The 20,838-nt window shown below is 71.5% G+C and carries 23 protein-coding genes; 7 read left to right on the forward strand and 16 right to left on the reverse strand.

Translation table 11 applies throughout. From position 1 onward, the window contains the following. Positions 1-450: 450 nt before the first annotated feature. Positions 451-687: a DUF4291 family protein gene (locus tag ACX25U_RS08465; RefSeq protein ID WP_454390166.1), complete on the reverse strand. Its 237-nt coding sequence runs from the start codon at positions 685-687 to the stop codon at positions 451-453. Positions 688-750: 63 nt separating this feature from the next. On the opposite strand from ACX25U_RS08465, the gene ACX25U_RS08470 reads away from it, so the two are divergent. Continuing rightward, positions 751-1,565 (forward strand): IS5 family transposase gene (locus ACX25U_RS08470; RefSeq protein WP_454390160.1). Its coding sequence is split into 2 segments (ribosomal slippage): positions 751-1,108 and positions 1,108-1,565, totalling 816 coding nucleotides; the frame shifts between segments, so codons are not numbered across the junction. On the opposite strand, the gene ACX25U_RS08475 is transcribed toward ACX25U_RS08470, so the two are convergent. Both ACX25U_RS08475 and ACX25U_RS08480 read right to left on the reverse strand, forming a co-directional pair. Further along, positions 1,531-1,812: a DUF4291 family protein gene (locus tag ACX25U_RS08475; RefSeq protein ID WP_454390168.1), complete on the reverse strand. Its 282-nt coding sequence runs from the start codon at positions 1,810-1,812 to the stop codon at positions 1,531-1,533. The genes ACX25U_RS08470 and ACX25U_RS08475 overlap by 35 nt on opposite strands. Continuing rightward, a complete protein-coding gene (locus ACX25U_RS08480; protein ID WP_454390170.1) occupies positions 1,809-1,991 on the reverse strand; it encodes a hypothetical protein in 183 nt (60 codons plus the stop codon). The genes ACX25U_RS08475 and ACX25U_RS08480 overlap by 4 nt, the downstream gene beginning before the upstream one ends. 273 nt (positions 1,992-2,264) lie before the next feature. Between ACX25U_RS08480 and ACX25U_RS08485 the strand changes: the two genes are divergently transcribed. Continuing rightward, the gene (locus tag ACX25U_RS08485) at positions 2,265-3,449 is read left to right on the forward strand and encodes an ISAs1 family transposase (protein WP_454390172.1); all 1,185 of its coding nucleotides are present in this window, start codon (positions 2,265-2,267) and stop codon (positions 3,447-3,449) included. 20 nt (positions 3,450-3,469) lie between these two features. Here the strand turns inward: ACX25U_RS08485 and ACX25U_RS08490 are convergent, their stop codons facing one another. Further along, positions 3,470-4,060 carry a DUF6461 domain-containing protein gene (locus tag ACX25U_RS08490; RefSeq protein WP_458633806.1) on the reverse strand — a complete coding sequence of 197 codons (591 nt, stop codon included), beginning with the start codon at positions 4,058-4,060 and terminating at the stop codon, positions 3,470-3,472. A gap of 402 nt (positions 4,061-4,462) precedes the next feature. Further along, positions 4,463-4,606 (reverse strand): hypothetical protein, encoded by a 144-nt coding sequence (locus tag ACX25U_RS08495; protein ID WP_454390176.1) that lies wholly within the window; start codon positions 4,604-4,606, stop codon positions 4,463-4,465. Positions 4,607-4,840: 234 nt separating this feature from the next. Between ACX25U_RS08495 and ACX25U_RS08500 the strand changes: the two genes are divergently transcribed. After that, positions 4,841-5,215 carry a hypothetical protein gene (locus ACX25U_RS08500; protein WP_454390178.1) on the forward strand — a complete coding sequence of 125 codons (375 nt, stop codon included), beginning with the start codon at positions 4,841-4,843 and terminating at the stop codon, positions 5,213-5,215. Between the two features lie 200 nt (positions 5,216-5,415). Beyond that, positions 5,416-5,793: an ArsR/SmtB family transcription factor gene (locus ACX25U_RS08505; RefSeq protein ID WP_454390180.1), complete on the forward strand. Its 378-nt coding sequence runs from the start codon at positions 5,416-5,418 to the stop codon at positions 5,791-5,793. 48 nt (positions 5,794-5,841) lie between these two features. On the opposite strand, the gene ACX25U_RS08510 is transcribed toward ACX25U_RS08505, so the two are convergent. Together ACX25U_RS08510 and ACX25U_RS08515 are read right to left on the reverse strand one after the other, a co-directional pair. Then, positions 5,842-6,240: a RidA family protein gene (locus tag ACX25U_RS08510; RefSeq protein WP_454390182.1), complete on the reverse strand. Its 399-nt coding sequence runs from the start codon at positions 6,238-6,240 to the stop codon at positions 5,842-5,844. Beyond that, complete coding sequence (locus tag ACX25U_RS08515; protein WP_454390184.1) at positions 6,237-7,373, reverse strand: acyl-CoA dehydrogenase family protein; 1,137 nt, start codon at positions 7,371-7,373, stop codon at positions 6,237-6,239. The genes ACX25U_RS08510 and ACX25U_RS08515 overlap by 4 nt, the downstream gene beginning before the upstream one ends. A gap of 123 nt (positions 7,374-7,496) precedes the next feature. Between ACX25U_RS08515 and ACX25U_RS08520 the strand changes: the two genes are divergently transcribed. Together ACX25U_RS08520 and ACX25U_RS08525 are read left to right on the forward strand one after the other, a co-directional pair. Beyond that, positions 7,497-9,128, forward strand: a complete 1,632-nt coding sequence (locus ACX25U_RS08520; protein WP_454390186.1) for an AMP-binding protein — start codon at positions 7,497-7,499, stop codon at positions 9,126-9,128. 25 nt (positions 9,129-9,153) lie between these two features. Then, positions 9,154-9,975 carry a PaaX family transcriptional regulator gene (locus ACX25U_RS08525; RefSeq protein ID WP_454390188.1) on the forward strand — a complete coding sequence of 274 codons (822 nt, stop codon included), beginning with the start codon at positions 9,154-9,156 and terminating at the stop codon, positions 9,973-9,975. Positions 9,976-9,986: 11 nt separating this feature from the next. Here ACX25U_RS08525 and ACX25U_RS08530 read toward each other — a convergent pair whose 3' ends face one another. After that, positions 9,987-12,317, reverse strand: coding sequence for a bifunctional salicylyl-CoA 5-hydroxylase/oxidoreductase (locus tag ACX25U_RS08530; RefSeq protein WP_454394161.1), 2,331 nt, complete (start codon positions 12,315-12,317; stop codon positions 9,987-9,989). Between the two features lie 19 nt (positions 12,318-12,336). Next, positions 12,337-13,164, reverse strand: coding sequence for an enoyl-CoA hydratase family protein (locus ACX25U_RS08535; protein WP_454390190.1), 828 nt, complete (start codon positions 13,162-13,164; stop codon positions 12,337-12,339). A gap of 303 nt (positions 13,165-13,467) precedes the next feature. Between ACX25U_RS08535 and ACX25U_RS08540 the strand changes: the two genes are divergently transcribed. Next, positions 13,468-13,953: an ATP-binding protein gene (locus tag ACX25U_RS08540; protein ID WP_454390192.1), complete on the forward strand. Its 486-nt coding sequence runs from the start codon at positions 13,468-13,470 to the stop codon at positions 13,951-13,953. Here the strand turns inward: ACX25U_RS08540 and ACX25U_RS08545 are convergent. The 7 genes from ACX25U_RS08545 to ACX25U_RS08575 all read right to left on the reverse strand — a co-directional run bounded on the left by ACX25U_RS08545 (position 13,913) and on the right by ACX25U_RS08575 (position 20,833). Then, the gene (locus ACX25U_RS08545) at positions 13,913-15,364 is read right to left on the reverse strand and encodes an amino acid permease (protein WP_454390194.1); all 1,452 of its coding nucleotides are present in this window, start codon (positions 15,362-15,364) and stop codon (positions 13,913-13,915) included. The genes ACX25U_RS08540 and ACX25U_RS08545 overlap by 41 nt on opposite strands. A 111-nt stretch (positions 15,365-15,475) precedes the next feature. Continuing rightward, the gene (gene argF, locus ACX25U_RS08550) at positions 15,476-16,483 is read right to left on the reverse strand and encodes an ornithine carbamoyltransferase (RefSeq protein ID WP_454390196.1); all 1,008 of its coding nucleotides are present in this window, start codon (positions 16,481-16,483) and stop codon (positions 15,476-15,478) included. Between the two features lie 423 nt (positions 16,484-16,906). Then, positions 16,907-18,172, reverse strand: coding sequence for a cytochrome P450 family protein (locus ACX25U_RS08555; RefSeq protein WP_454390198.1), 1,266 nt, complete (start codon positions 18,170-18,172; stop codon positions 16,907-16,909). Between the two features lie 46 nt (positions 18,173-18,218). Beyond that, the gene (locus tag ACX25U_RS08560) at positions 18,219-19,481 is read right to left on the reverse strand and encodes a cytochrome P450 (RefSeq protein WP_454390200.1); all 1,263 of its coding nucleotides are present in this window, start codon (positions 19,479-19,481) and stop codon (positions 18,219-18,221) included. Next, positions 19,478-20,083, reverse strand: a complete 606-nt coding sequence (locus ACX25U_RS08565; protein WP_454390202.1) for a GTP-binding protein — start codon at positions 20,081-20,083, stop codon at positions 19,478-19,480. Before ACX25U_RS08565 ends, ACX25U_RS08560 begins: the two co-directional genes overlap by 4 nt. After that, positions 20,061-20,420, reverse strand: a complete 360-nt coding sequence (locus tag ACX25U_RS08570; protein WP_454390204.1) for a DUF742 domain-containing protein — start codon at positions 20,418-20,420, stop codon at positions 20,061-20,063. Before ACX25U_RS08570 ends, ACX25U_RS08565 begins: the two co-directional genes overlap by 23 nt. After that, complete coding sequence (locus ACX25U_RS08575) at positions 20,417-20,833, reverse strand: roadblock/LC7 domain-containing protein (protein ID WP_454390206.1); 417 nt, start codon at positions 20,831-20,833, stop codon at positions 20,417-20,419. The genes ACX25U_RS08570 and ACX25U_RS08575 overlap by 4 nt, the downstream gene beginning before the upstream one ends. Positions 20,834-20,838: the final 5 nt, after the last annotated feature.

Here is a 20,838-nt window from a genome sequence, read left to right on the forward strand (position 1 = left end):
GCGATCTCCCGGGGGCTCATGACACCCACCCTGCTGAAAGGGTGAGCATCCGGCAGGTGAATGCAATCCATGGGCTCAAATGAGCGATATGTGAACACTGGAGGCCGGGATGATCTCACTTTTCAGAGGGGGTGTGCCTCCTGGCCGGGTGTCGAGGGGGCGTGTCCCACGACGTGGTGCAGGCGATCGAGCCCTTCACGTTCCGGTCCGAGGTCCGTGGCGCTCTCCGGGGAAGCGGTAGCCCGCGAAGTGCCCCGTTGAAACGGGTTGGACACTCGATCCGGCGGAGCCAACCGTCCCCCACCCGCGGATTCCGGCGCCTTGATTCCCTGCACCACCTGGCGGGACGCCGTCTCGCCCGGAGCGCCGCTCGATGACCAGCCTGCGCCCCGGCACCGCCGTCCGCGACACCGCTCGGGACCGGACCGGCGGCCTGGCAGGGCCGGAGCCTCATCGTCGGCCGATCCGGTCCACGAGGTCGTCGGTCAGCGGGTACGGCCGTTCAGCGGGAAGAAGCCGCCGGGCCGCGTCTTCGTCACCTGCGATGACCGCCGCGTGCACCTCATGGGCGAGTGGCGTCACGTCCCGGATCGACGTGATCCAGTCGTCCACGTACCGGTCCACGGCCTCGCACGACAGTCCGATCTGGATGGCCCGACGAGGCAACGGATTCAGAGGTTCTAACAAAATGGAACATTTGCGCTAACCTGGAGATTCTGGTGCGGATCCGCTCTGGCCAGGAGGTGCGCGATGTCTCGCCCCAAACCCTGGGAGATCGACGACGCCCTGTGGGCGCTGATCGAGCCGCTGCTGCCGAAGATCGAACGCCGCTCCGATCATCCAGGCCGCAAGCGGCTGGACGACCGCCGTGTGCTGCAGGGCATCCTGTTCGTGCTGCACACCAATATCCAGTGGGAGTGGCTGCCGCAGGAGCTGGGTTTCGGCTCCGGGATGACCTGCTGGCGCCGGCTGCGGGACTGGAACGAGGCCAATGTCTGGCACCAGTTGCAGGAGGTCCTGCTGGCGAAGCTGCACGGCGCCGACCAGCTGGACTTCTCCCGGGCCGCGATCGACTCCTCCCACGTGCGTGCCCTGCGGGGCGGCCCAAAACGGGCCCGAGTCCGGTCGACCGCGCCCGGCCGGGCTCGAAGCACCACCTGATCTGCGACGGGCGCGGCACCCCCCTGGCGGTGACGCTCACCGGCGGCAACCGCAACGACGTCACCCAGCTGGTCCCGCTGCTGCAGGCGGTCCCCGAGGTGCGGGGGCGCCGCGGGCGGCCCCGGCACCGGCCCCGGCGGCTGTACGCGGACCGCGGCTACGACCACGACCGCTACCGCCGCAAGGTTCGCACCCTGGGCATCACCCCGGTCATCGCCCGCCGCGGACAGCCCCATGGATCCGGACTGGGCATCCACCGCTGGGTAGTTGAACGCGGGTTCGCCTGGCTGCACGGCTTTCGCCACCTCAGGATCCGCTGGGAGCACCGCGACGACATCCACGAGGCCTTCCTGCAGCTCGCTACCTGCCTCATCCTGTACCGGCGCGTACGAGCACTCTGTTAGGACCTCTCAGCCCGAGGCCACGCTCGGGGTCCCACTGGACCCGGACGGGACTGGTCCGCAGCGCTTCCCGCCGAGCGGCTTCGGTGGCGAAGCGGGTGCGGTCGAAATGGCTGAGGCAGGCGTTCGCGAGGGCCCACTCGAAACCCTCCCTCGTGATCCCGATGGCGAGGACCCGCTCCTGGTCGGACTTGGTCGCCCAGCCGCAGCGGTACATCATCCAGAGGAACGACGGCTTGATCCACGTCATGCGCGCCCGTTTGAACGGATCGACGAAGGTGCCCGCCCGTCGACGGCGAACGGGTCGGCAGCAGCACCGCCCTCGCAAACCTGGACGAACCAGTCGGGAAGGGTGTCCACGCGCACCTCGTCCTCGTCGAAGTCCGCGTGCGCGGCAAGGGCGAACACGGCCGCGAAGACATCGCGCAACCTGTTGGCGTATGCCTCAGGGTCGCTATTCGGGCTCACCACGACATGGGCGAGAGCAGGAGTGCCAGGGCCGCTTTCGGGCCGTTCGGAAACCCAGGGTCATTGCTTGATCGAGAAACGTCCGGTTCGCGGTTCTCGTGAGTGATGGAACGTCATGAGCCGCTCTGTGGCGGATCGGACGGGAAAACGGTGCAGGCACGGCGTCGGTGATCATGTGGTTGTCGAGACCCATGAGAACCGAGCGAGACCGTGCCTGCCCGAACATCATCCCCCATGCCCCCGGCGTTGGAGCAGTTGGCTGCCCAGACCGCCCCGCTCACCTTGGAGGCAGCCGCTGACCTGCGTCGATTCCTGGCCGCCGTCCCCGACCCGCGCGATGTTCGGGGGCGGCGCTACCCGGCGCTCGCCCTGCTGTGCGCGGCAGCGGCGGCGGTGCTGGCCGGCGCCCGCTCGCTCATCGCCGTCGGCGAGTGGATCGCGGACGTCCCGCAGTCCGTCGTGGGCGTCCTGGGCTTCGCGGCCGACCCGCTCACCGGGCAGCGGGCCGTGCCGCACCCCGCCACCGTCCGCCGTCTGCTCGAACGCGTCGACGGCGACGCACTGGACGTGGCGATCGGCGCCTACCTGCAAGCCCGTCAACCGCCCGCCCCGCAGCGGGAGGCGGCCCCGAGGCGGTCGCCGCTGCGGCCGGTCGCGGTGGACGGCAAGACGGTCCGCGGCTCGCGCACCGCCCAGACCGCGGCTGTCCAACTCCTGGCCGCGATGACGCACGGCGGCACCGTCCTGGCCCAGCGGCAGGTCTCCTCCAAGAGCAACGAGATCCCCTCGTTCCGGCCCCTGCTGGACGGCCTCGACCTGGAGCACGTCGTGATCACCACCGACGCGCTGCACACCCAGCACAGTCACGGGGCCTACCTGCACACCCGCGGCATCCACTACCTGGCCGTCGTCAAGCGGAACCACCCCGGCCTGTACGCCCAGGTCAAGCACCTGCCCTGGCGGGACGTCCCGCTCGACCACCGCACCCGCGACAAGGCCCACCACCGCGACGAGATCCGGCGGTTGAAGGTCGCCGCGTTCTCCAGCATCGACTACCCCGGCGCCCGGCAGGCCATCGAGGTCGTGCGCCGGCGGCGCGACCTGGCGACCGGAAAGCTCACCATCGAGCGCGTCTACCTGATCACCAGCCTGGACGTCTTCGACGCCACCCCGGCCGAGCTCGCCGCCTGGATCAGAGGCCACTGGAGTATCGAGAACCTCCTGCACCACGTCCGTGACCGGACCTTCCGCGAGGACGACTCCAAGGTCCGCACCGGCCACCTGCCCCGGACCATGGCCAGCCTGCGCAACCTCGCCATCGGCGTCTTCCGTCAGGACGGCGAGACCAACATCGCCGCCGCCCTCCGCCGCACTGGCCGCGACCATCAGCGGCCGCTACGAGCCCTCGGCCTCACCTGACAAAACCGGACACTTTTCGATCATGCAATGACCCTGGGGCCGACGCCACCTCCGACACCATCCGCGATCGCGTCGGCATCGTCACGGGGTACAAAGGCGGGTTCAGGCAGAGAGAAGAAACCTGCGATTGCCTGCACAAGTCGTTCCTCGTAGCCATGACTGTCAAGTTCCGTCTGCGGCCCGATCAAGTTTGCCGCCGTGAGGGCGGGCAACAGCAGGTCCGGCTCCTCGCCCACCCGGTCGCCGGCCGTCTCGAAGCTGAAGGCGGTGACCAGGCGTCCATCGCGGTAGCACTCGAACGAGGGGCCATGGGCTTTGGCGATGCATGGTTCGGTCACGAAAACGACGAGCTCGCCGCCGTCCGGGCACAGTTGACGATAATCGGCAAAGTCGTGGTCGCCGCTGTCCCAGCTGAGCATGTCGTGCATCATCAGCCCCCAGTCGGGGGTCTTGCCGTACGCGAGCGGCTTCCGCTTCATGGCGAGGAGTCCTTGCGTGAGCGCGTCCAAAGACATCCCTCGGAAGAAGACGACGTTGGTCTCCTCGTGGTGCGGGAGCGGGCCATGTATCCAATGCGCCATGTCGGGCACCGTGGAGAAGCCCTCCGACACCTCTGCACAGCCACGTCATCCCTGTGCCGGTGCGCTGGTGGCCAGGGGGCGCGGGGGTAACCGACGGCCATGGGGCGATGGTGGAAGCGGACAGGGGCCGCGGTCGCGACGGGGGTCGTGGTGAGCGTCGTGGTGACCTTGGTGGGTGACAGGTCGTGGGGATGGGATTTCGCAGCCCGGTGCCTGCTCTTCTCGACGCTGTACGCACTGATGGGACCGCTGGTGGCACGGTCTCGACGCCGTGCCGAGGAGCGAGATGCGCAGCACATGCGGGACATCCAGGAAGCACGGCGCCGCCGACGCTGATTGTCGGCGGTCTCACGTCGGCCCACTTCGATGGCGAGCGGTCCGACTCTGTGGTCACAAAACGCAGGTTGCGAGGGTACGTTGCACTGCGGCATGTCAGGACTGCTTGGTTCCGCAGAACGGGCAGTTGGCGACGTTCGCCTTCATCAGCACTGTGGGCAGGGCCTCGTCGAGGATCCGGTGCCGGGGCAGGGTGAGGCCGAAACGCTGCTCGATGACTTCGAGGGAGGCGCGGTGCACTCTGTCACGGTCCTCCGACAGTTCATCGGGATCGCCAAGGGGCAGGCCGGTCGCGATAGCACTCCACGACAGGGCAGTTGTGGTCGCCGAACCGTCCGTTCCCGGCATTCTTCGGTCAACGGGCGCCACTCCTGAAGACCTCCGCCCGGACGCCGGGGACGCGCGCCTACGGTGCGATCACCGGGCGGGACGGCGATGGCCGCCGCGCTCAGTCGACGATCAAGGGGAGGCAGCATGGCAAGTGTGGAAGTGTCGCTGAAGGAAATGATGACCGCGGTCGAGGGGGCGCTGGGCGCGGCGGTCGTCGACTACACCAGCGGGATGGCCCTGGGGACCCTGGGCGGGGGCAAGGACCTGGACCTGACCATCGCCGCTGCGGGGAACACTGACGTCATCCGCGCCAAGGTGCGCACCATGGAACAGCTGGGTCTGCAGAGCCAGATCGAGGACGTGCTGATCACGCTCGGCGGTCAGTACCACCTGATCCGCCTGGTCACCGGACGCAACGGCAACGGCCTGTTCCTCTACCTCGTTCTGGACAAGGACCGTTCGAATTTGGCGATGGCCCGCCACCAGCTCAAGCGCGTCGAGGAACAACTCGAGGTCTAGGACTTTCCCGTGCCCCCGGCCGACGTGCGCCCATGATGTGAAGACTTCTTCAAGTCACCACATCAGCATGACCCCAAATAGTGGATGCGCGCGGCCGGGGGCGAAAAGAATCGGCTGTGCAGGGCACATTCCGCGGCGGCGTCCTCCGGGGTGCCGCCGCGTCTTTGGACCATCCCCGACGCGGCAGGGAGCGAGCACTCATGCAAGTCCCCCTCTACCAGGCCAAGGCGGAGTTCTTCCGCATGCTCGGACACCCCGTGCGCATCAGGGTCCTGGAACTGCTCCAGCACGGTCCCGTGCCGGTGCGGGACCTGCTCGCCGACATCGAGATCGAGCCGTCCAGCCTCTCGCAGCAACTGGCCGTGCTGCGGCGGTCCGGCATCGTCGTGTCCATCCGGGAGGGGTCCACCGTCCGCTACGCGCTCGCCGGCGGCGACGTCGCCGAGCTGCTGCGCGCGGCCCGACGCATCCTCACCGAACTCCTGGTGGGCCAGAACGAACTGCTCGCCGAACTCCGGCAGACCGACGGCGGTCGCGCCGACCCGGCCGTCGTGTCCACCGGCACCGGTCACCCTTAGAGGAAGAGCGGTTCGAGGCGATCCTCAGCGGCATGCGACCGGCCGCCATTACTCGAGGACCGCGAAGCCGTCCAGTTCGACCAGCGCCTGTTCGTCCCACAGGCGTACGACTCCCACCACCGCCATCGCCGGGTAGTCCCGGCCGGCCAACCGGCGCCAGCAGCGGCCGAGTTCGGGCGCGTGGACGCGGTAAGCGGCGAGGTCGGTGGCGTAGACCGTGACGCGGGCGAGGTCGGCGGGGGTGCCGCCGGCTGCGTGCAGGGCGGTGAGGAGGTTGGTGAGGGCGCGTTCGAACTGTTCGGGAAGGGTGTCGCCGACCACCTTGCCGTCGGCGTCGAGTGCCGTCTGGCCCGCCAGGAACAGCAGGCGGGAGCCGGTGGCCACCACCGCGTGGGAGAAGCCCGTGGGCGGGGACAGTTCGGGCGGGTTGACGCGCTCGGCGGTCACGGGGCCTCCCCGGTGGTGCGCGGCTCGGCGTACAGCTCCCTGGCGATGATCTCCCGCTGGACCTCGCTCGCCCCCTCGTAGATGCGGGGTGCGCGCACCTCGCGGTAGAGGTGTTCGAGGAGGTGGCCGCGGGCCAGGGCGCGGGCGCCGTGCAGTTGGACGGCGGTGTCGACGACGTACTGCGCGGTCTCGGTGGCGAGCAGCTTCGCCATGGCGGCGCGCTTGGGGACGTCCGGGGCGCCGTCGTCGTACGCCGTCGCCGCCGCGTACACCATCAGGCGGGCCGCCTCCGTGCGCAGGGCCATCTCGGCGACCTGGTGGGCGACCGCCTGAAGGTCCCTCAGCGTGCCGCCGAAGGCCACCCGGTGGGCCGTGTGGGTGAGGGTCGCGTCCAGCGCCGCCTGCGCCATGCCGACGGCGAAGGCGCCCACGCTGGGGCGGAACAGGTTGAGCGTGCCCATGGCCACCCGGAAGCCGCCGCCCACCTCGCCGATCACATCGTCCGCCGTGACGGGGACGCCGTCGAAGTCCAGCGCGCCGATGGGGTGCGGGGAGAGCATCGCCAGCGCGGTGCCGGTCAGGCCGGGGCGGTCCGCCGGAACCAGGAACGCGGTCACGCCGCGGGAGCGGGCGCCTGGTGTCGTACGTGCGAAGACGGTGTAGAAGTCGGCCTCGGGGGCGTTGGAGATCCAGCACTTCTCCCCCGTGAGCCGCCAGCGGGCCCCCTCCGGTTCGGCGCGGAGGGCCAGCGCCGCCGCGTCCGAACCGGCGCCCGGCTCGCTCAGGGCGAAGGCCGCCACCGCGCTGCCCTCGATCACCCGCGGCAGCCAGCGGACGCGCTGGGCCGGGGTGCCGTGGGTGTGCAGCGGGTGGGCGCCCAGGCCCTGGAGGGCGAGGGCCGTCTCGGCCTCGGTGCAGGCGTACGCCAGGGACTCCCGCATCAGGCACAGGTCCAGCGCGCCCGAGGTGAACAGGCGTTCCAGCAGGCCGAGTCGGCCGAGTTCGGTGAGCAGTGCGCGGTTGGCGTGACCCGGCTCGCCCTTGTCGGCGAGCGGGCGCAGCCGGTCGGCGGCCAGGGTGCGCAGCTCGGCACACCAGGCGGCCTGTTCCGGTTCGAGCGAGAATGCGGGCATTCGCCGGTCCTCCCTCCCGGGCAACCAACCGGGGTGCAGCCACCGTATCGCGTAGCGTTGACTGTCGTCATCAACGCGATACGCTCCCTGTGCGAGCCCACCACGACAAGGGGGCGAACCGCCATGGACCCGACCAGGACCGACACCCGGCCGCCGACGACCTCGGCCCACGTCGACACCTTCGCGCGTGACCACCTCCCTCCCCCGGACCAGTGGCCCGAGCTCCGCTTCGACCTGCCCGAGCTGCGCTACCCCGACCGGCTGAACTGCGCCGCCGAACTGCTGGACCACGCGGACGCCGGGCGCCCGGTGTTCCGTACTCCCGCCGGGGAGGCCTGGACCTACGGCGACCTGCGTGCCCGCGTCGACCGCATCGCGCACGTCCTGACCGGCGACCTCGGCGTCGTCCCCGGCAACCGCGTCCTGCTGCGCGGCCCGACCACGCCCTGGCTGGCGGCCTGCTGGCTGGCCGTGCTGAAGGCCGGCGCGGTCGCCGTCACCGTGCTGGCCCAGCAGCGCCCGCACGAGCTGCGCACGATGTGCGAGATCGCCCGGGTCCGGCACGCGCTGTGCGACATCCGGTCCGTCGACGACCTGGCCAAGGCGGAGGTGCCAGGGCTCGCCATCACGACGTACGGCGGTGACGCTCCCGACGACCTCCTGCGCCGCCCCGCGCCCGGCACGCCGTACCCTGCCGTGGGCACCGCCGCCGACGACGTGGCGCTCATCGCGTTCACCTCGGGCACCACCGGGCGGCCCAAGGGCTGCGTGCACTTCCACCGGGACGTGCTGGCGATCGCGGACACCTTCTCGAAGCATGTGCTCAAGCCGCGCGCGGACGACGTCTTCGCGGGCAGTCCCCCGCTGGGGTTCACCTTCGGGCTCGGCGGGCTCGTCGTCTTCCCGATGCGCGCCGGCGCCTGCGCGCTGCTGCTCGAACAGGCCCATCCGCGGCAGCTGCTGGCCGCGGTCGCCGAGCACCGGGTGTCCGTGCTGTTCACCGCGCCCACCGCCTACCGCGCCATGCTCGACGGGCTCGACGCCCACGACGTCTCGTCGCTGCGGCGCTGCGTGTCCGCCGGGGAGAACCTGCCCGCGGCCACCTGGCACGCCTGGCACGAGCGGACCGGGCTGCGCATCATCAACGGCATCGGCGCCACCGAGCTGCTGCACATCTTCGTCTCGGCGGCCGACGACGACATCCGGCCGGGGACCACGGGTGTGCCCGTACCGGGGTGGCACGCGCGCGTGCAGGACGGGCACGGCGACCCCGTGCCCGACGGGGAGCCCGGTCTGCTCGCCGTCCGGGGGCCGGTCGGCTGCCGCTACCTCGCCGACCCACGGCAACGCGCGTACGTGCGGGGCGGCTGGAACGTCACCGGTGACACCTACGTCCGCGAGCCGGACGGCTACTTCCGCTATGTCGCCCGCGCCGACGACATGATCGTCTCGGCCGGGTACAACATCGCGGGACCGGAGGTCGAGGACGCGCTGCTGCGCCATCCGGACGTGGTCGAGGCGGCGGTCGTCGGACGGCCCGACGAGGCCCGCGGGCAGGTCGTGGTGGCCTACGCCGTGCTGCGGGAGGGCGCCCCGCGGGAGGCGGAGGCGCTGCGCGCGTACGTCAAGTCCGAGCTGGCCCCGTACAAGTGCCCGCGCGAGATCGTCTTCCTGGACGCACTGCCGCGCACGGCCACCGGCAAGCTCCAGCGGTTCCGGCTGCGCGCGGACAGTAGTACCCAGCGGCCGCGGTGACCAGCAGTGATGCCGACGGCCTAAGATGATCAACGTGTCCGACCAGCACGCGCAACACGCCCCGAGGTCCTTGATCGTCACGCTCTACGGCGCCTACGGCCGCTCCGCACCCGGCCCGGTGCCCGTCGCCGAGCTGATCCGGCTGCTGGCCGCCGTGGGGGTGGACGCTCCGTCCGTGCGCTCCTCGGTGTCCCGGCTCAAGCGGCGCGGGCTGCTGCTGCCGGCCCGTACGGCACAGGGCGCGGCGGGTTACGAACTCTCCGCCGAGGCACGGCAGTTGCTGGACGACGGCGACCGCCGTATCTACGCCACGGGGCTGCCCGGGGACGAGGGCTGGGTGCTGGCGGTGTTCTCCGTGCCCGAGTCCGAGCGCAACAAGCGGCACGTGCTGCGCTCCCGGCTGGCCGCGCTCGGCTTCGGCACGGCGGCGCCCGGTGTGTGGATCGCCCCGGCCCGGGTGTACGAGGAGACCCGGCACACGCTCCGGAGGCTGGGCCTGGACCCGTACGTGGACTTCTTCCGCGGCGAGCACCTGGGCTTCACGCCGACCGCGGAGGCGGTCGGGCGGTGGTGGGACCTGGCGGCGATCGCCAAGCAGCACGAGACGTTCCTCGACCGGCACGCGCGCGTGCTGCGTGCCTGGGAGCAGCGCGCCGACACCCCGCCCGAGGAGGCCTACCGCGACTATCTCCTCGCCCTGGACTCCTGGCGCCACCTGCCCTATGCGGACCCGGGCCTGCCCGCCCGGCTGCTGCCCGCCGACTGGCCGGGCGCCCGCTCGGCCGCCGTCTTCCGGGGACTGCACGAGCGGCTGCGGGACGCGGGGGCCGAGTTCGTCGGGCTCTGAGTCACATCGAGTCACATCCCTGATCGAGTCCCCAGGCTCAGGCGGGGCTTGGGCGCGTCCGTGCGGCCCGTCCGCGGGCGGCGGCTGCCCGCCCGGTAGGGCGCCGGCCACACAGCGGCGGGGCCCGTGTAGCCCTGCTCGGCGGCGGCGTGCAGCGTCCAGTTCGGGTCGTACAGGTGCGGGCGGGCCAGCGCGCACAGGTCCGTACGTCCGGCCAGGATCAGGGAGTTGACGTCGTCCCAGGAGGAGATCGCGCCGACCGCGACCACCGGGACGCCCACCTCGTGCCGGATGCGGTCGGCGAACGGCGTCTGGTACGAGCGTCCGAACTCCGGCCGCTCCCCGGCCACCACCTGCCCGGTCGACACGTCGATCGCGTCGGCGCCGTGCGCGGCGAAGGCGCGGGCGATCTCCACGGCCTCCTCGGCGGTCGTACCGCCCTCGGCCCAGTCGGTGGCGGAGACGCGTACGGTCATCGGGCGCTCCTCGGGCCACGCTCCACGTACGGCGTCGAAGACCTCCAGCGGGAAGCGCAACCGTTTCTCCAGCGAGCCGCCGTAGGCGTCGGTGCGGTGGTTGGTGAGCGGGGAGAGGAAGCCGGAGAGCAGGTAGCCGTGGGCGCAGTGGAGTTCGAGCAGGTCGAAGCCGGCCCGGGCGGCCCGCAGGGCGGCGCCGGTGAACTGCTCGCGGATGTCGGTGAGCTGGGCGCGGGAGAGCCGGCGCGGGGTCTGGCTGCCCGGTGTGTACGGCAGCGGGGAGGCGGCCACCAGCGGCCAGTTGCCCTCGGGCAGCGGCTCGTCCATGCCCTCCCACATCAGCTTGGTCGAGCCCTTGCGCCCGCTGTGGCCGAGCTGCACGCCGATCGCGGTGCCCGGTGACCGCCGGTGCACGAAGTCGGTGATCCGCCGCCAGGCCTCGGCCTGCTTCCCGGACCACAGGCCGGTGCAGCCCGGGGTGATCCGGCCCTCGGGGCTGACGCACACCATCTCGGTCATCACCAGGCCCGCGCCGCCCAGCGCCCGGGCGCCCAGGTGGACGAGGTGGAAGTCGCCGGGGACGCCGTCGACCGCCGAGTACATGTCCATGGGGGACACCACGACCCGGTTGCGCAGGGTCAGGCCGCGCAGCCGGAACGGGGTGAACATCGGCGGCGTGCCGGGCGGGCAGCCGAACTCGCGCTCCACGGCCTCGGTGAAGCGGGAATCGCGCAGCCTGAGGTTGTCGTGGGTGACGCGGCGGCTGCGGGTGAGCAGGTTGAAGGCGAACTGGCGGGGCGGCTGGTCCAGGTAGAGACCCAGGTTCTCGAACCACTCCAGGCTGGCCCGCGCGGCGCGCTGGGTGGAGGCGACGACCGGCCTCCGCTCCTCCTCGTACGCCGCCAGAGCCTTTGCGAGCGAAGGCTGCTCCTCCAGACAGGCGGCCAGCGCGAGGGCGTCCTCGACGGCGAGCTTGGTACCGGAGCCGATGGAGAAGTGGGCGGTGTGGGCGGCGTCGCCGAGCAGCACCAGGTTGCCGTGCGACCAGTGTTCGTTGACGACCGTGCGGAAAGTGGTCCACGCGGACTTGTTGGACCTGAGCGGCCGTCCGCCGAGCGCGTCCGCGAAGATCTTGGCGCAGTGCTCCACGGACTCCTGCTCGTCCATGGCGTCGAAACCGGCCGCGCGCCACACCTCCTCGCGCATCTCGACGATCACGGTCGAGGCGCATTCGTCCAGCGGCCCGAAGGGCCTCGCCGAGGGGTGGTGGTCGGGCGACGGGCGGGAGTAGGGATAGCCGTGCAGCTGCATCACGCCGTGCTCGGTCTCGGCGATCTCGAAGCGGAAGGCGTCGAAGGCGAAGTCGGCTGCGAGCCAGATGTAGCGGCAGCGGTGGCCGGTCGCCCGGGGGCGGAACACGTCGGCGTACGCCTCGCGCGTGGTGCTGTGCACGCCGTCGGCGGCGACGACCAGGTCGTACGTCCGTGCGAGCCGGGCCGGGGGCGGGGCCGGCGTGCGGAAGCGCAGCTCGACGCCGAGGGAGCGGCAGCGCTCGTGCAGGATCCGCAGCAGGCGCCGCCTGCCGAGCGCGGCGAAGCCGTGGCCGCCGGAGGTGTGCCGGGTGCCGCGGTGCACGATGTCGATGTCGTCCCAGCGCACGAACTCCTTGCGCAGAGCCTCGTACACCACCGGGTCGGCGTGCTCGATCCCGCCGAGGGTCTCGTCGGAGAGCACGACCCCGAAGCCGAAGGTGTCGTCGGGCGCGTTGCGCTCCCAGACGGTGACCTCGCGGGCCGGGTCGAGCCTTTTGAGCAGGGCGGCGGCGTACAGGCCACCGGGTCCGCCGCCGATGACCGCGACCCTCATGGCACCGGCCACCGTCTCCTCACCTCCCCCGCCACTTCGGCGGGCGCTTCTCGGTGAAGGCCGCGTGGAACTCGGCGTAGTCCTCGCCGTTCATCAGCAGGGCCTGGGTGGAGGCGTCCAGCTCGACGGCGGCGGACAGGGGCATGTCCAGTTCGGCGGTGAGCAGCGCCTTGGTCTGGGCGTGGGCGAGGGCCGGGCCGTCGGCCAGGCGGCGGGCGAGGGCCTGGGCGGCCTCGTCGGCGCGGCCCTCGTCGGTGAGGTGGCTGATCAGGCCGATCCGCTCGGCCTCGGGCGCGCGCACCGGCTCGCCGAGCATCAGCAGCCGGGTCGCGTGGCCGAGCCCGACGACGCGGGGCAGCAGATAGGCGGCGCCCATGTCGCCGCCGGACAGGCCGACGCGGGTGAAGAGGAAGGCGAAACGGGCGGTGGGGTCCGCGACCCGGAAGTCCGCCGCCAGGGCCAGGACCGCGCCGGCCCCGGCCGCCACCCCGTGCACCGCCGCGATCACCGGGAACGGGCACTCCCGTACGGCGCGTACGACCTGCCCGGTCATCCGGTTGAAGTCCATCAGCTCGGACGTGTCCATGCCCAGCGTGGCGCCGATGATCTCGTCCACGTCGCCGCCCGAGCAGAAGCCGCGTCCCTCCCCGGCCAGGACCAGGGCGCGCACGGCCCGCTCACGGGACAGTTCGGCGAGCAGGTCGCGCAGGTCGGCGTAGGCGCCGAAGGTGAGCGCGTTCAGCCTGTCGGGGCGGGCGAGGGTGACCGTGGCGACGCCGTCGGCGCGCTCGACGCGCAGGTGACGCCAGTCGGAGGTGCGGACTGCGGAGCCGGTGAAGGGACTCATGGCGGACGGCCTCCTCGGGGGACTGCCACGACCTGTGCCTCGCTGAGTTCTCCCCACCGAAGTTATCACTCATTCGTGACCACCGTCAGGAGTGCGCGATAAAGCTCGTGACAGTGTGGCCGCTCCCCGTCGTTTCGTCACAGCTCGTCAATGGCGCGGTAACGACGGGAGGGGTCGCGGGAGGCCGGCCGTCCGCCTGGGTAGGCCGACCCGTGCCGGGCCCGACGGTCCGGCACGGAGGCCGCTGAAAGCCGCTGCCGACGGGCCCCGTACCATTCCCCTCGTTGAAAGCGGGACAGCCTGATGGTGATCACCGGGATGCCCTGCGCCACGAACGGACACACGGTGCACGAACCCCCCTCTGCCAGCCCTGCCTCCTGGCGCGTCGCGCTGCCGCACACGGCCGCCGCCGTGCCCGTGGCCCGCGCTCTGGTCCGTTCGGCGCTGGCCGAGCTGGAGCACACGGCCGCCGACAGCGACACGGCGGAGCTGCTGACCGCGGAGCTGGTGGCGAACGCCGTGGAGCACACCGCGGGCAGGGGCCCGATAGAGCTGGTGGTGGAGCTGCTGCCGACCGGCTGTCATGTCGAGGTGCACGACCCGGACCCGGCCCCGCCCGGCGGCCTGACCCGGCCGGTCCTCACGGCACCGGACCCCTGGCAGGAGAACGGGCGCGGCCTGCTGCTGATCCGCGCCCTCAGCTCCGCCTGCGGGCACCGCCCGACCGCGTCGGGCAAGGCGGTGTGGTTCAGGCTGGCCGCGGTTCCGCCTCGACTGCGTCCGGCGTGAACTCCGCCGCCCCGGCCCGCGCCGCGAGCCGGGAGTTCCGACGCCCGTAGCCGACGTACAGCAGCAGCCCGGCCGCGAGGAAGGCGGCGAACTGGAGCCAGGTCGTCCAGCCCGTCTCGTACATCAGGTACACGCAGCAGCCGACGCCGAGCAGTGGCAGCACCGGGTAGAGCGGCACCCGGAAGCTGCGGGCGAGGCCCGGCTCGCGGCGGCGCAGCGCGATCACGGCGATGTTGACGACGCCCATGATGGCGAGCGTGCCGATGGTGCACAGGTTGACCACGACGTCCAGCGACGCGAAGGCCGCGGGGATCGCGAAGACGACGCCGACGACCAGGGTGCCGGCGACGGGCGTGGAGGTCCGCGGCGAGACCTTCTGCAGGACGCGCGGGACGAGCCCGTCACGGGACATCGACATCAGGATGCGGGACTGGGCGTACGTCACCGTCAGCACCACGGAGGCGATGGCGACGACCGCGCCGAAGGCGATCACCGCTCCGCCGATCGAGGAGCCGGTCACCGTGTTGACCACGTAGGACAGGGCGGCGGGGCGGCCGCCGACCTGGCCGCTGCCGATGGCGCCGATCGCGGCGAGCGCGACCGCGCAGTACAGCACGGTGACCAGGCCGATGCAGACGAGGATCGCGACGGGGATGTCCCGGCGCGGGTTCTTGGCCTCCTCGCCGGCCGTGGTGATCGCGTCGAAGCCGATGTAGGAGAAGAACGCGGCCGTGGTGCCCGCGCCGATGCCGCCGAGGCCGGCCGGGGAGAACGGGGTGAGGTTGCCGTGCTTGAAGGCGGTGAAGCCGATGACGCAGAAGGCGCCGAGGATGACGAGCTTGAGCACGGCCATGGCGGCGGTCGCCCGGGCGCTCTCGCGCACCCCGCGCACCAGCAGCACACAGGCCATGGCGATGACGACGACGGCCGGGACGTTCACGACCCCGCCGTCGCCCGGTCCGGCGGAGAGGGCGGCCGGGAGCTGCCATCCGGTGAGGCTGTGCAGCAGCTCGTTGACGTACTGGCTCCAGCCGACGGCGACCGCGGAGATGGAGATGCCGTACTCCAGCAGCAGGCACCAGCCGACCAGGAAGGCGGTGGTCTCACCGAGGCCGGCGTAGGCGAAGGAGTACGACGATCCGGCGACGGGGATCGCGCCGCCGAGCTCGGCGAAGGAGAAGGCGGTGAACACGCAGGTGATCGCGGCCAGCACGAAGGAGACGACGACGGCGGGGCCCGCCTGGGCGACCGAGTCGGACAGACCGACGAAGATGCCGGTGCCGACGATGGCTCCGACGCCGAAGCAGACGAGCTGGAACAGGCCCATCGTGCGCTTGAGGCCGTGCCCCGCGCGGTCGGCGCCGGATTCGGCGACGAGGAGGGCCGGGGACTTGATGCGGGGAGCGGGCATGAGGGGGGTGGTGCTCGTTTCTGGTGGTGCGGGGGCGACCATGGGGTGACCAGGGGTCGCGCTACGGCGGCGGAATGGGTGGTCCGGCACCGTTTGTCAGGATACGGGCGCTCAGGCCAGAGTGGCGACCATGACCGCCTTGATGGTGTGCAGCCGGTTCTCCGCCTCGTCGAAGACGACCGAGTGGGCCGACTCGAACACCTCGTCGGTCACTTCCAGCGACCGCAGGCCGTACCGCTCGTGGATCTCGCGGCCGACCTTGGTGCCGAGGTCGTGGAAGGCGGGCAGGCAGTGCAGGAACTTCACGTCCGGATTGCCGGTGGCGCGCAGGACGTCCATCGTCACGGCGTACGGGGCGAGGGCCTCGATCCGCTCGGCCCACACCTCCTGGGGCTCACCCATGGACACCCAGACGTCGGTGGCCACGAAGTCGGCTCCGCGCACGCCGTCGTCCAGGGACTCGGTGAGGGTGATGCGCGCGCCGCTGGAGCCGGCCAGCTCGCGGGCCCGGTCGACGACGTCCTTGGCCGGCCAGTACGTCTTGGGGGCGACCAGGCGTACGTCCATGCCGAGCAGGGCGCCGGTGACCAGGTAGGAGTTGCCCATGTTGAAGCGGGCGTCGCCGAGGTAGGCGAAAGTGATCCCGTTCAGCGGCTTGGCGCTGTGCTCGGTCATGGTGAGCACGTCGGCGAGCATCTGGGTGGGGTGCCAGGCGTCGGTGAGCCCGTTGTAGACGGGGACGCCGGCGTGCGCGGCCAGTTCCTCGACGGTGTCCTGGCCGTCACCCCGGTACTCGATCGCGTCGAACATCCGGCCGAGGACGCGGGCGGTGTCCTTGACGGACTCCTTGTGCCCGATCTGCGATCCTGACGGATCGAGATACGTCGTCGAGGCGCCCTGGTCGGCGGCGGCCACCTCGAACGCGCAACGGGTGCGCGTCGAGGTCTTCTCGAAGATCAGCGCGATGTTCTTCCCGCGCAGGTACGGCGTCTCGGCCCCGGCCTTCTTGGCGGCCTTCAGCTCGGCCGCCAGCTCGACCAGGCCGCGGAACTCCTCCTGGGTGAAGTCCAGCTCCTTGAGGAAGTGGCGGCCGGTGAAACCGGACGGGACATGCACCATCGGGGAGCTCCTGGGGACGGCGAACGAGTACGGGACCATGAAAGTCTATACGAGACTCCACATTTTTATACACTCAGCGTTCCGTGTCCGGCGCGGAGACAGAGCCCGTCGGGCAGCGCTCACCCGAGGAACGAGAGCAGGGCGAGCAGTCCGAACACGGGGACGGCGTCCCGGCCGAACCCGCCCGCCGACAGCGCGCCGGTGAGCATCCTGACCCCGCCCGCCATGCACGCGGTGAAGGCCGGCCCCGGCTCCGGCCGCCCTGCCCGGTCCCCGACGCAAGACGCCGGACCAGCACCGGCGGATCGGACGACGGGGAACGCGAAGGCCGCCCCCGGTGCCGGGCAGGTGCCGGGGGCGGCCTTCGGACGCGTCACGGCCTCACGGGCGTGAGGACCACACCCGCGAAAGCCTTCGGCGCGGTCAGGCGCCGTCGGAGTTCGGCGTGCCCAGGCGGACGGGGAGGGTCTGGACCGAGTTGGAGAACATGGAGGGGACGGGGACGAGGTCGCCGGGGTCGACTGCGAGCGCCAGGTCGGGGTAGCGGGCGAACAGCGCCGGCAGCGCGATGTTCGCCTCCAGCCGGGCCAGCGGCGCGCCCACGCAGACATGCGGCCCGTGGCCGAACGAGAGGTGCTTGGCCTGGGTGCGGGTGACGTCGAAGCGGTGGGCGTCCGGCCCGTGCTGGGCGCTGTCACGGCCGACGGCGCTGTACGGGGCGAGGATGGCCTCGCCGGCGGGGATGGTGACGCCGGCGACCTCGATGTCCTCGAGGGGGTAGCGGGCCAGGAAGTTGCCGATCGGGGCGTCCCAGCGGAGGGTCTCCTCCACCACCGCCGACCAGACCCCGGCGTCGCCGCCGAGGGCGGTGGCACGCTGGTCGGGGTGGGTGAGCAGGGCCCGGACGGCGTTGACCAGCAGGCTGAGGGTGGTCTCGTGGCCGGCGGAGACCATCACCCACAGCGTGCCGAGCAGTTCGTCGTCGCTGAGGGTGTCGGGCTCCTCCTCGCGGGCGGCGATGAGGGCACTGGTCAGGTCGTCCCCCGGCTCCTTGCGCCGCGCCTCGACGACCCGGTCGAGCAGCAGGTAGATGTCCCGCTGGGTGTTCAGCACCTCCTCCGGAGTGGTGTCGGTGCGGAAGATGCTGTCGACCAGAGCGCGCATCTCGTCGCGCTCGTGCTCGGGCACGCCGACCAGCTCGCAGATCACCTGCATGGGCACCGGGTAGGCGAAGTGCCGGCGCAGGTCGACCGATCCGTCCGGAAGGGCGTGCCCGGGCAGGGCGTCCAGCAGGCCCTCGGTGATCTCGACGATGCGCGGACGCAGGGCCTGGACCCGCTGCGGGGTCAGGGTCTTGGTGACCAGTCTGCGCAGCCGGTGGTGCTCCGCGCCGTCGGCGGTCACCATGTTGGTGACCTTGACCATGCCGGTCAGGGGCCAGTCGTCGGCTATCTCGCCGTTGCGGATGGCGTTCCAGCGGTGCCAGTCCTTGCTGACCCGGGGGTCGGCCACCAGGTCGGCGAGGAGCTGGTGGTGGGTGACCGCCCAGGCGTGCACGCCGCCGGGCAGCTCGATACGGACGACTGGGCCGAGCTCGCGCAGTCGGGCGGCCTCGCCGTGGTGGTCGGAGCCGGTCGGGTCGAGGCGGACCAAGGGCACCTGGTGGGCGGAGACGTCCTGGACGGTCATGCACTACCTCCGGTGGTGGGCTGCGGTCTGACGGTACAGAAGATGATCATGCCTTGTGGACCGGGGCCGGGGACAGGGGCGGAGTGAAGGTCACCGGCAGGGAGACGGGGCAGCGCGTCCACGGCGAGGGGCGGAGGGCGATCTCGTCGGCGGGGACCTCCAGGTGGATGTCGGGCAGGCGGTGCAGGGCGGTCTCGACGGCGGTGCGGGTGATCAGACGGGCGGGGATCCGAGCGGGGCAGGCGTGCGGGCCGGCGCTCCAGGCCAGGTGGGAGCGGTTTCCCGGCTCCGCCGAAGGGTCGCCGTCGTGGATGCGGGGATCGCCGTTGGCAGCGGCCAGGCCGAGGATCAGGGCATCGCCCTTGCGGATGCGCCGACCGCCCAGCTCGGTGTCGCGCAGCGCGTAGCGGGCGGGCATGTGGGTCATGGGCGGGTGGCGCCACAGCACCTCGTCCAGGGCGTCGTCGATGCCCAGGCGCCCGCCGCGCATCCGTCCGGCGAAGCGCGGGTCGGTGAGCATCAGCTCCAGGGTGCGGGCGATCCAGACGGTGGTGGTCTCCTGCCCGGCGGAGATCATCACCACCATGGACTGCAGGACCTCGGGGTCGCCGCGCAGGTCGGGGTGGGCGAGGAACCCGGAGGTGAGGTCGTCGGTGGGTGCGTTCCGGCGGGCGTTCATGACGTCGGCGAGGATCTCCTCGAACCGGCGGTTGCCGACCTGCGAGTCGTCGGCGGAGCCGAACAGCGCCGCCAGGCCGGCCAGCAGCTCGTACCGCTCGTCCATGTCCAGGCCGAACAGGGCGGCGATGGCGAGCAGCGGAATGGACTGCGCGTACTCGGCCACCAGGTCGGCGCTGCCGCGGCCGGCGAAGCCGGCGATCAGGTCGGCGCACATCGCCTGGACCGACCGCCGCATCCGCCGCTGGTCGATCGCGCTGACCCCGTCGTCCAGCGGCCGACGCAGCCGCCGGTGCTCCTCCCCGTCGGCTCCGATGACATTGGCCCGCCAGAACATCATCGGACCCAGCCCGGAGTCCGGGGCGACCACACCGGTCCGGAAGTCGCCCCAGTTGCGTGCGTCGCGGGAGTAGAGCTGCTCGTTGCGGGTGATGGTGAGCAGCTCCTGGTAGCCCATCACGAGCCAGGCGGCCACGCCGGGTTCCAGCTCCACACGGGCGACGTCGCCCCACTCCTCGCGCAGCCGGCGGTAGACGCCGTGCGGGTCGGCGGCCGCCGTCACATCGGACAGGGAGGTGAGCCCGGCCGTCGTGGTGCGGGCCGGGCAGCCCGGCGGGGGCGGGAGGGTCATGAGGCCACCTTCCGCGCGAGGGAGAGGTCGGTCGCGTGCTGGACGAGGTCGATCAGGACGTCCATCGCCTCGGTCCGATCACGGGCATCGCACTCCACGATCGGGGTCTCGGGCAGCAGGTCCATCGCCTGCCGCAGCTCCTGCTCGCTGTACCGCTGGGTGTCGGGGAAGCGGTTGACCGCCACGACGAAGGGCGTGTCTCCGCGCAGTTCGAGCTGGTCGAGCACCTCGAAGCTGTCCTCCAGACGGCGTGTGTCGACCAGGACGAGCACCCCCACCGCGCCCTCGGCGAGGCCCTCCCAGAGGTTCCAGAAGCGGCGCTGGCCCGGGGCGCCGAACAGGTACAGCACCAGGCGGTCGTTGAGGGTGATACGGCCGAAGTCCATCGCGACCGTGGTGGTGTGCTTGTCCGGCAGACCGGCCAGGCGGTCCACCCCCGCGCCGGCCTCGGTCATGGTCTCTTCGGTACGCAGCGGCCGGATCTCACTGACCGAGCCGACCAGCGTGGTCTTGCCCACGCCGAGGGCGCCGACGACGAGGACCTTCACCGGCTGCTGCACGGTTTGGGGCAGGTAGCGGTCAGCGGAGCTTGCGGAGACCATGCAGTACCTCCTCAAGGAGTGACGGGTCGGGGGAGGAGGCGGCCGGGATGCCCGAACGCGCCTGCAGATGTCCGGAGTCCACCAGGTCGGACGCCAGGATGGTGACGATGCTCACCGGAAGCTCCAGGTGGGCGGCGGCCTCCGCCAGGGAGAGCAGCCGCGCGCACATCGTCAGCAGCGCCCGCTCCTGACGGCTGGCCGAGACCGGCAGGGGCTTGTCCGGGTCGGCCAGCAGCAGGGTGTCGACCCGCAGGGTGTTGCGGGTCGGCCGCGACCGCCCCCCGGTGAGCACATACGGCCGCAGCGGGTCGTCCCGGTACTCCTGGGGGCTGCTCATGCCTGGGCTTCCTGGCGGGCCGGAGTCGCCAGCCCCCGCTCCCCGAGCTTGAGGACCTGGGCCTGCATCTGCTGAGCCAGCAGAGCCGGGTCGACGACCGCCTCGGTGACCACCGCCAGGTGCGTGCCGGTGGCGGCGGAGCGTATGAACAGAAAGCCGCCGTCCCACTCGGTCAGCTGCTGGCGCACCGCCTGGTTCCCGGAGCCGAACTCCTGCGCCAGGCTCTTGCCCAGGGACTGCAGGCCGGAGCAGGCCGCGGCCAGCCGGTCGGCCGTCTCCCGGTCGGTGCGGTCGCACCATGTCACCGGAAGCCCGTCCGAGCTCAGCACCACGACGTGCCGCACACCCTGTACCGACGTGACGTCGGCGATCATCCAGCTCCGCTCCTGCGTCATCTGCTGGTCCTGCGTCATCGCTC

The organism is Streptomyces sp. JNUCC 63, assembly GCF_054366325.1.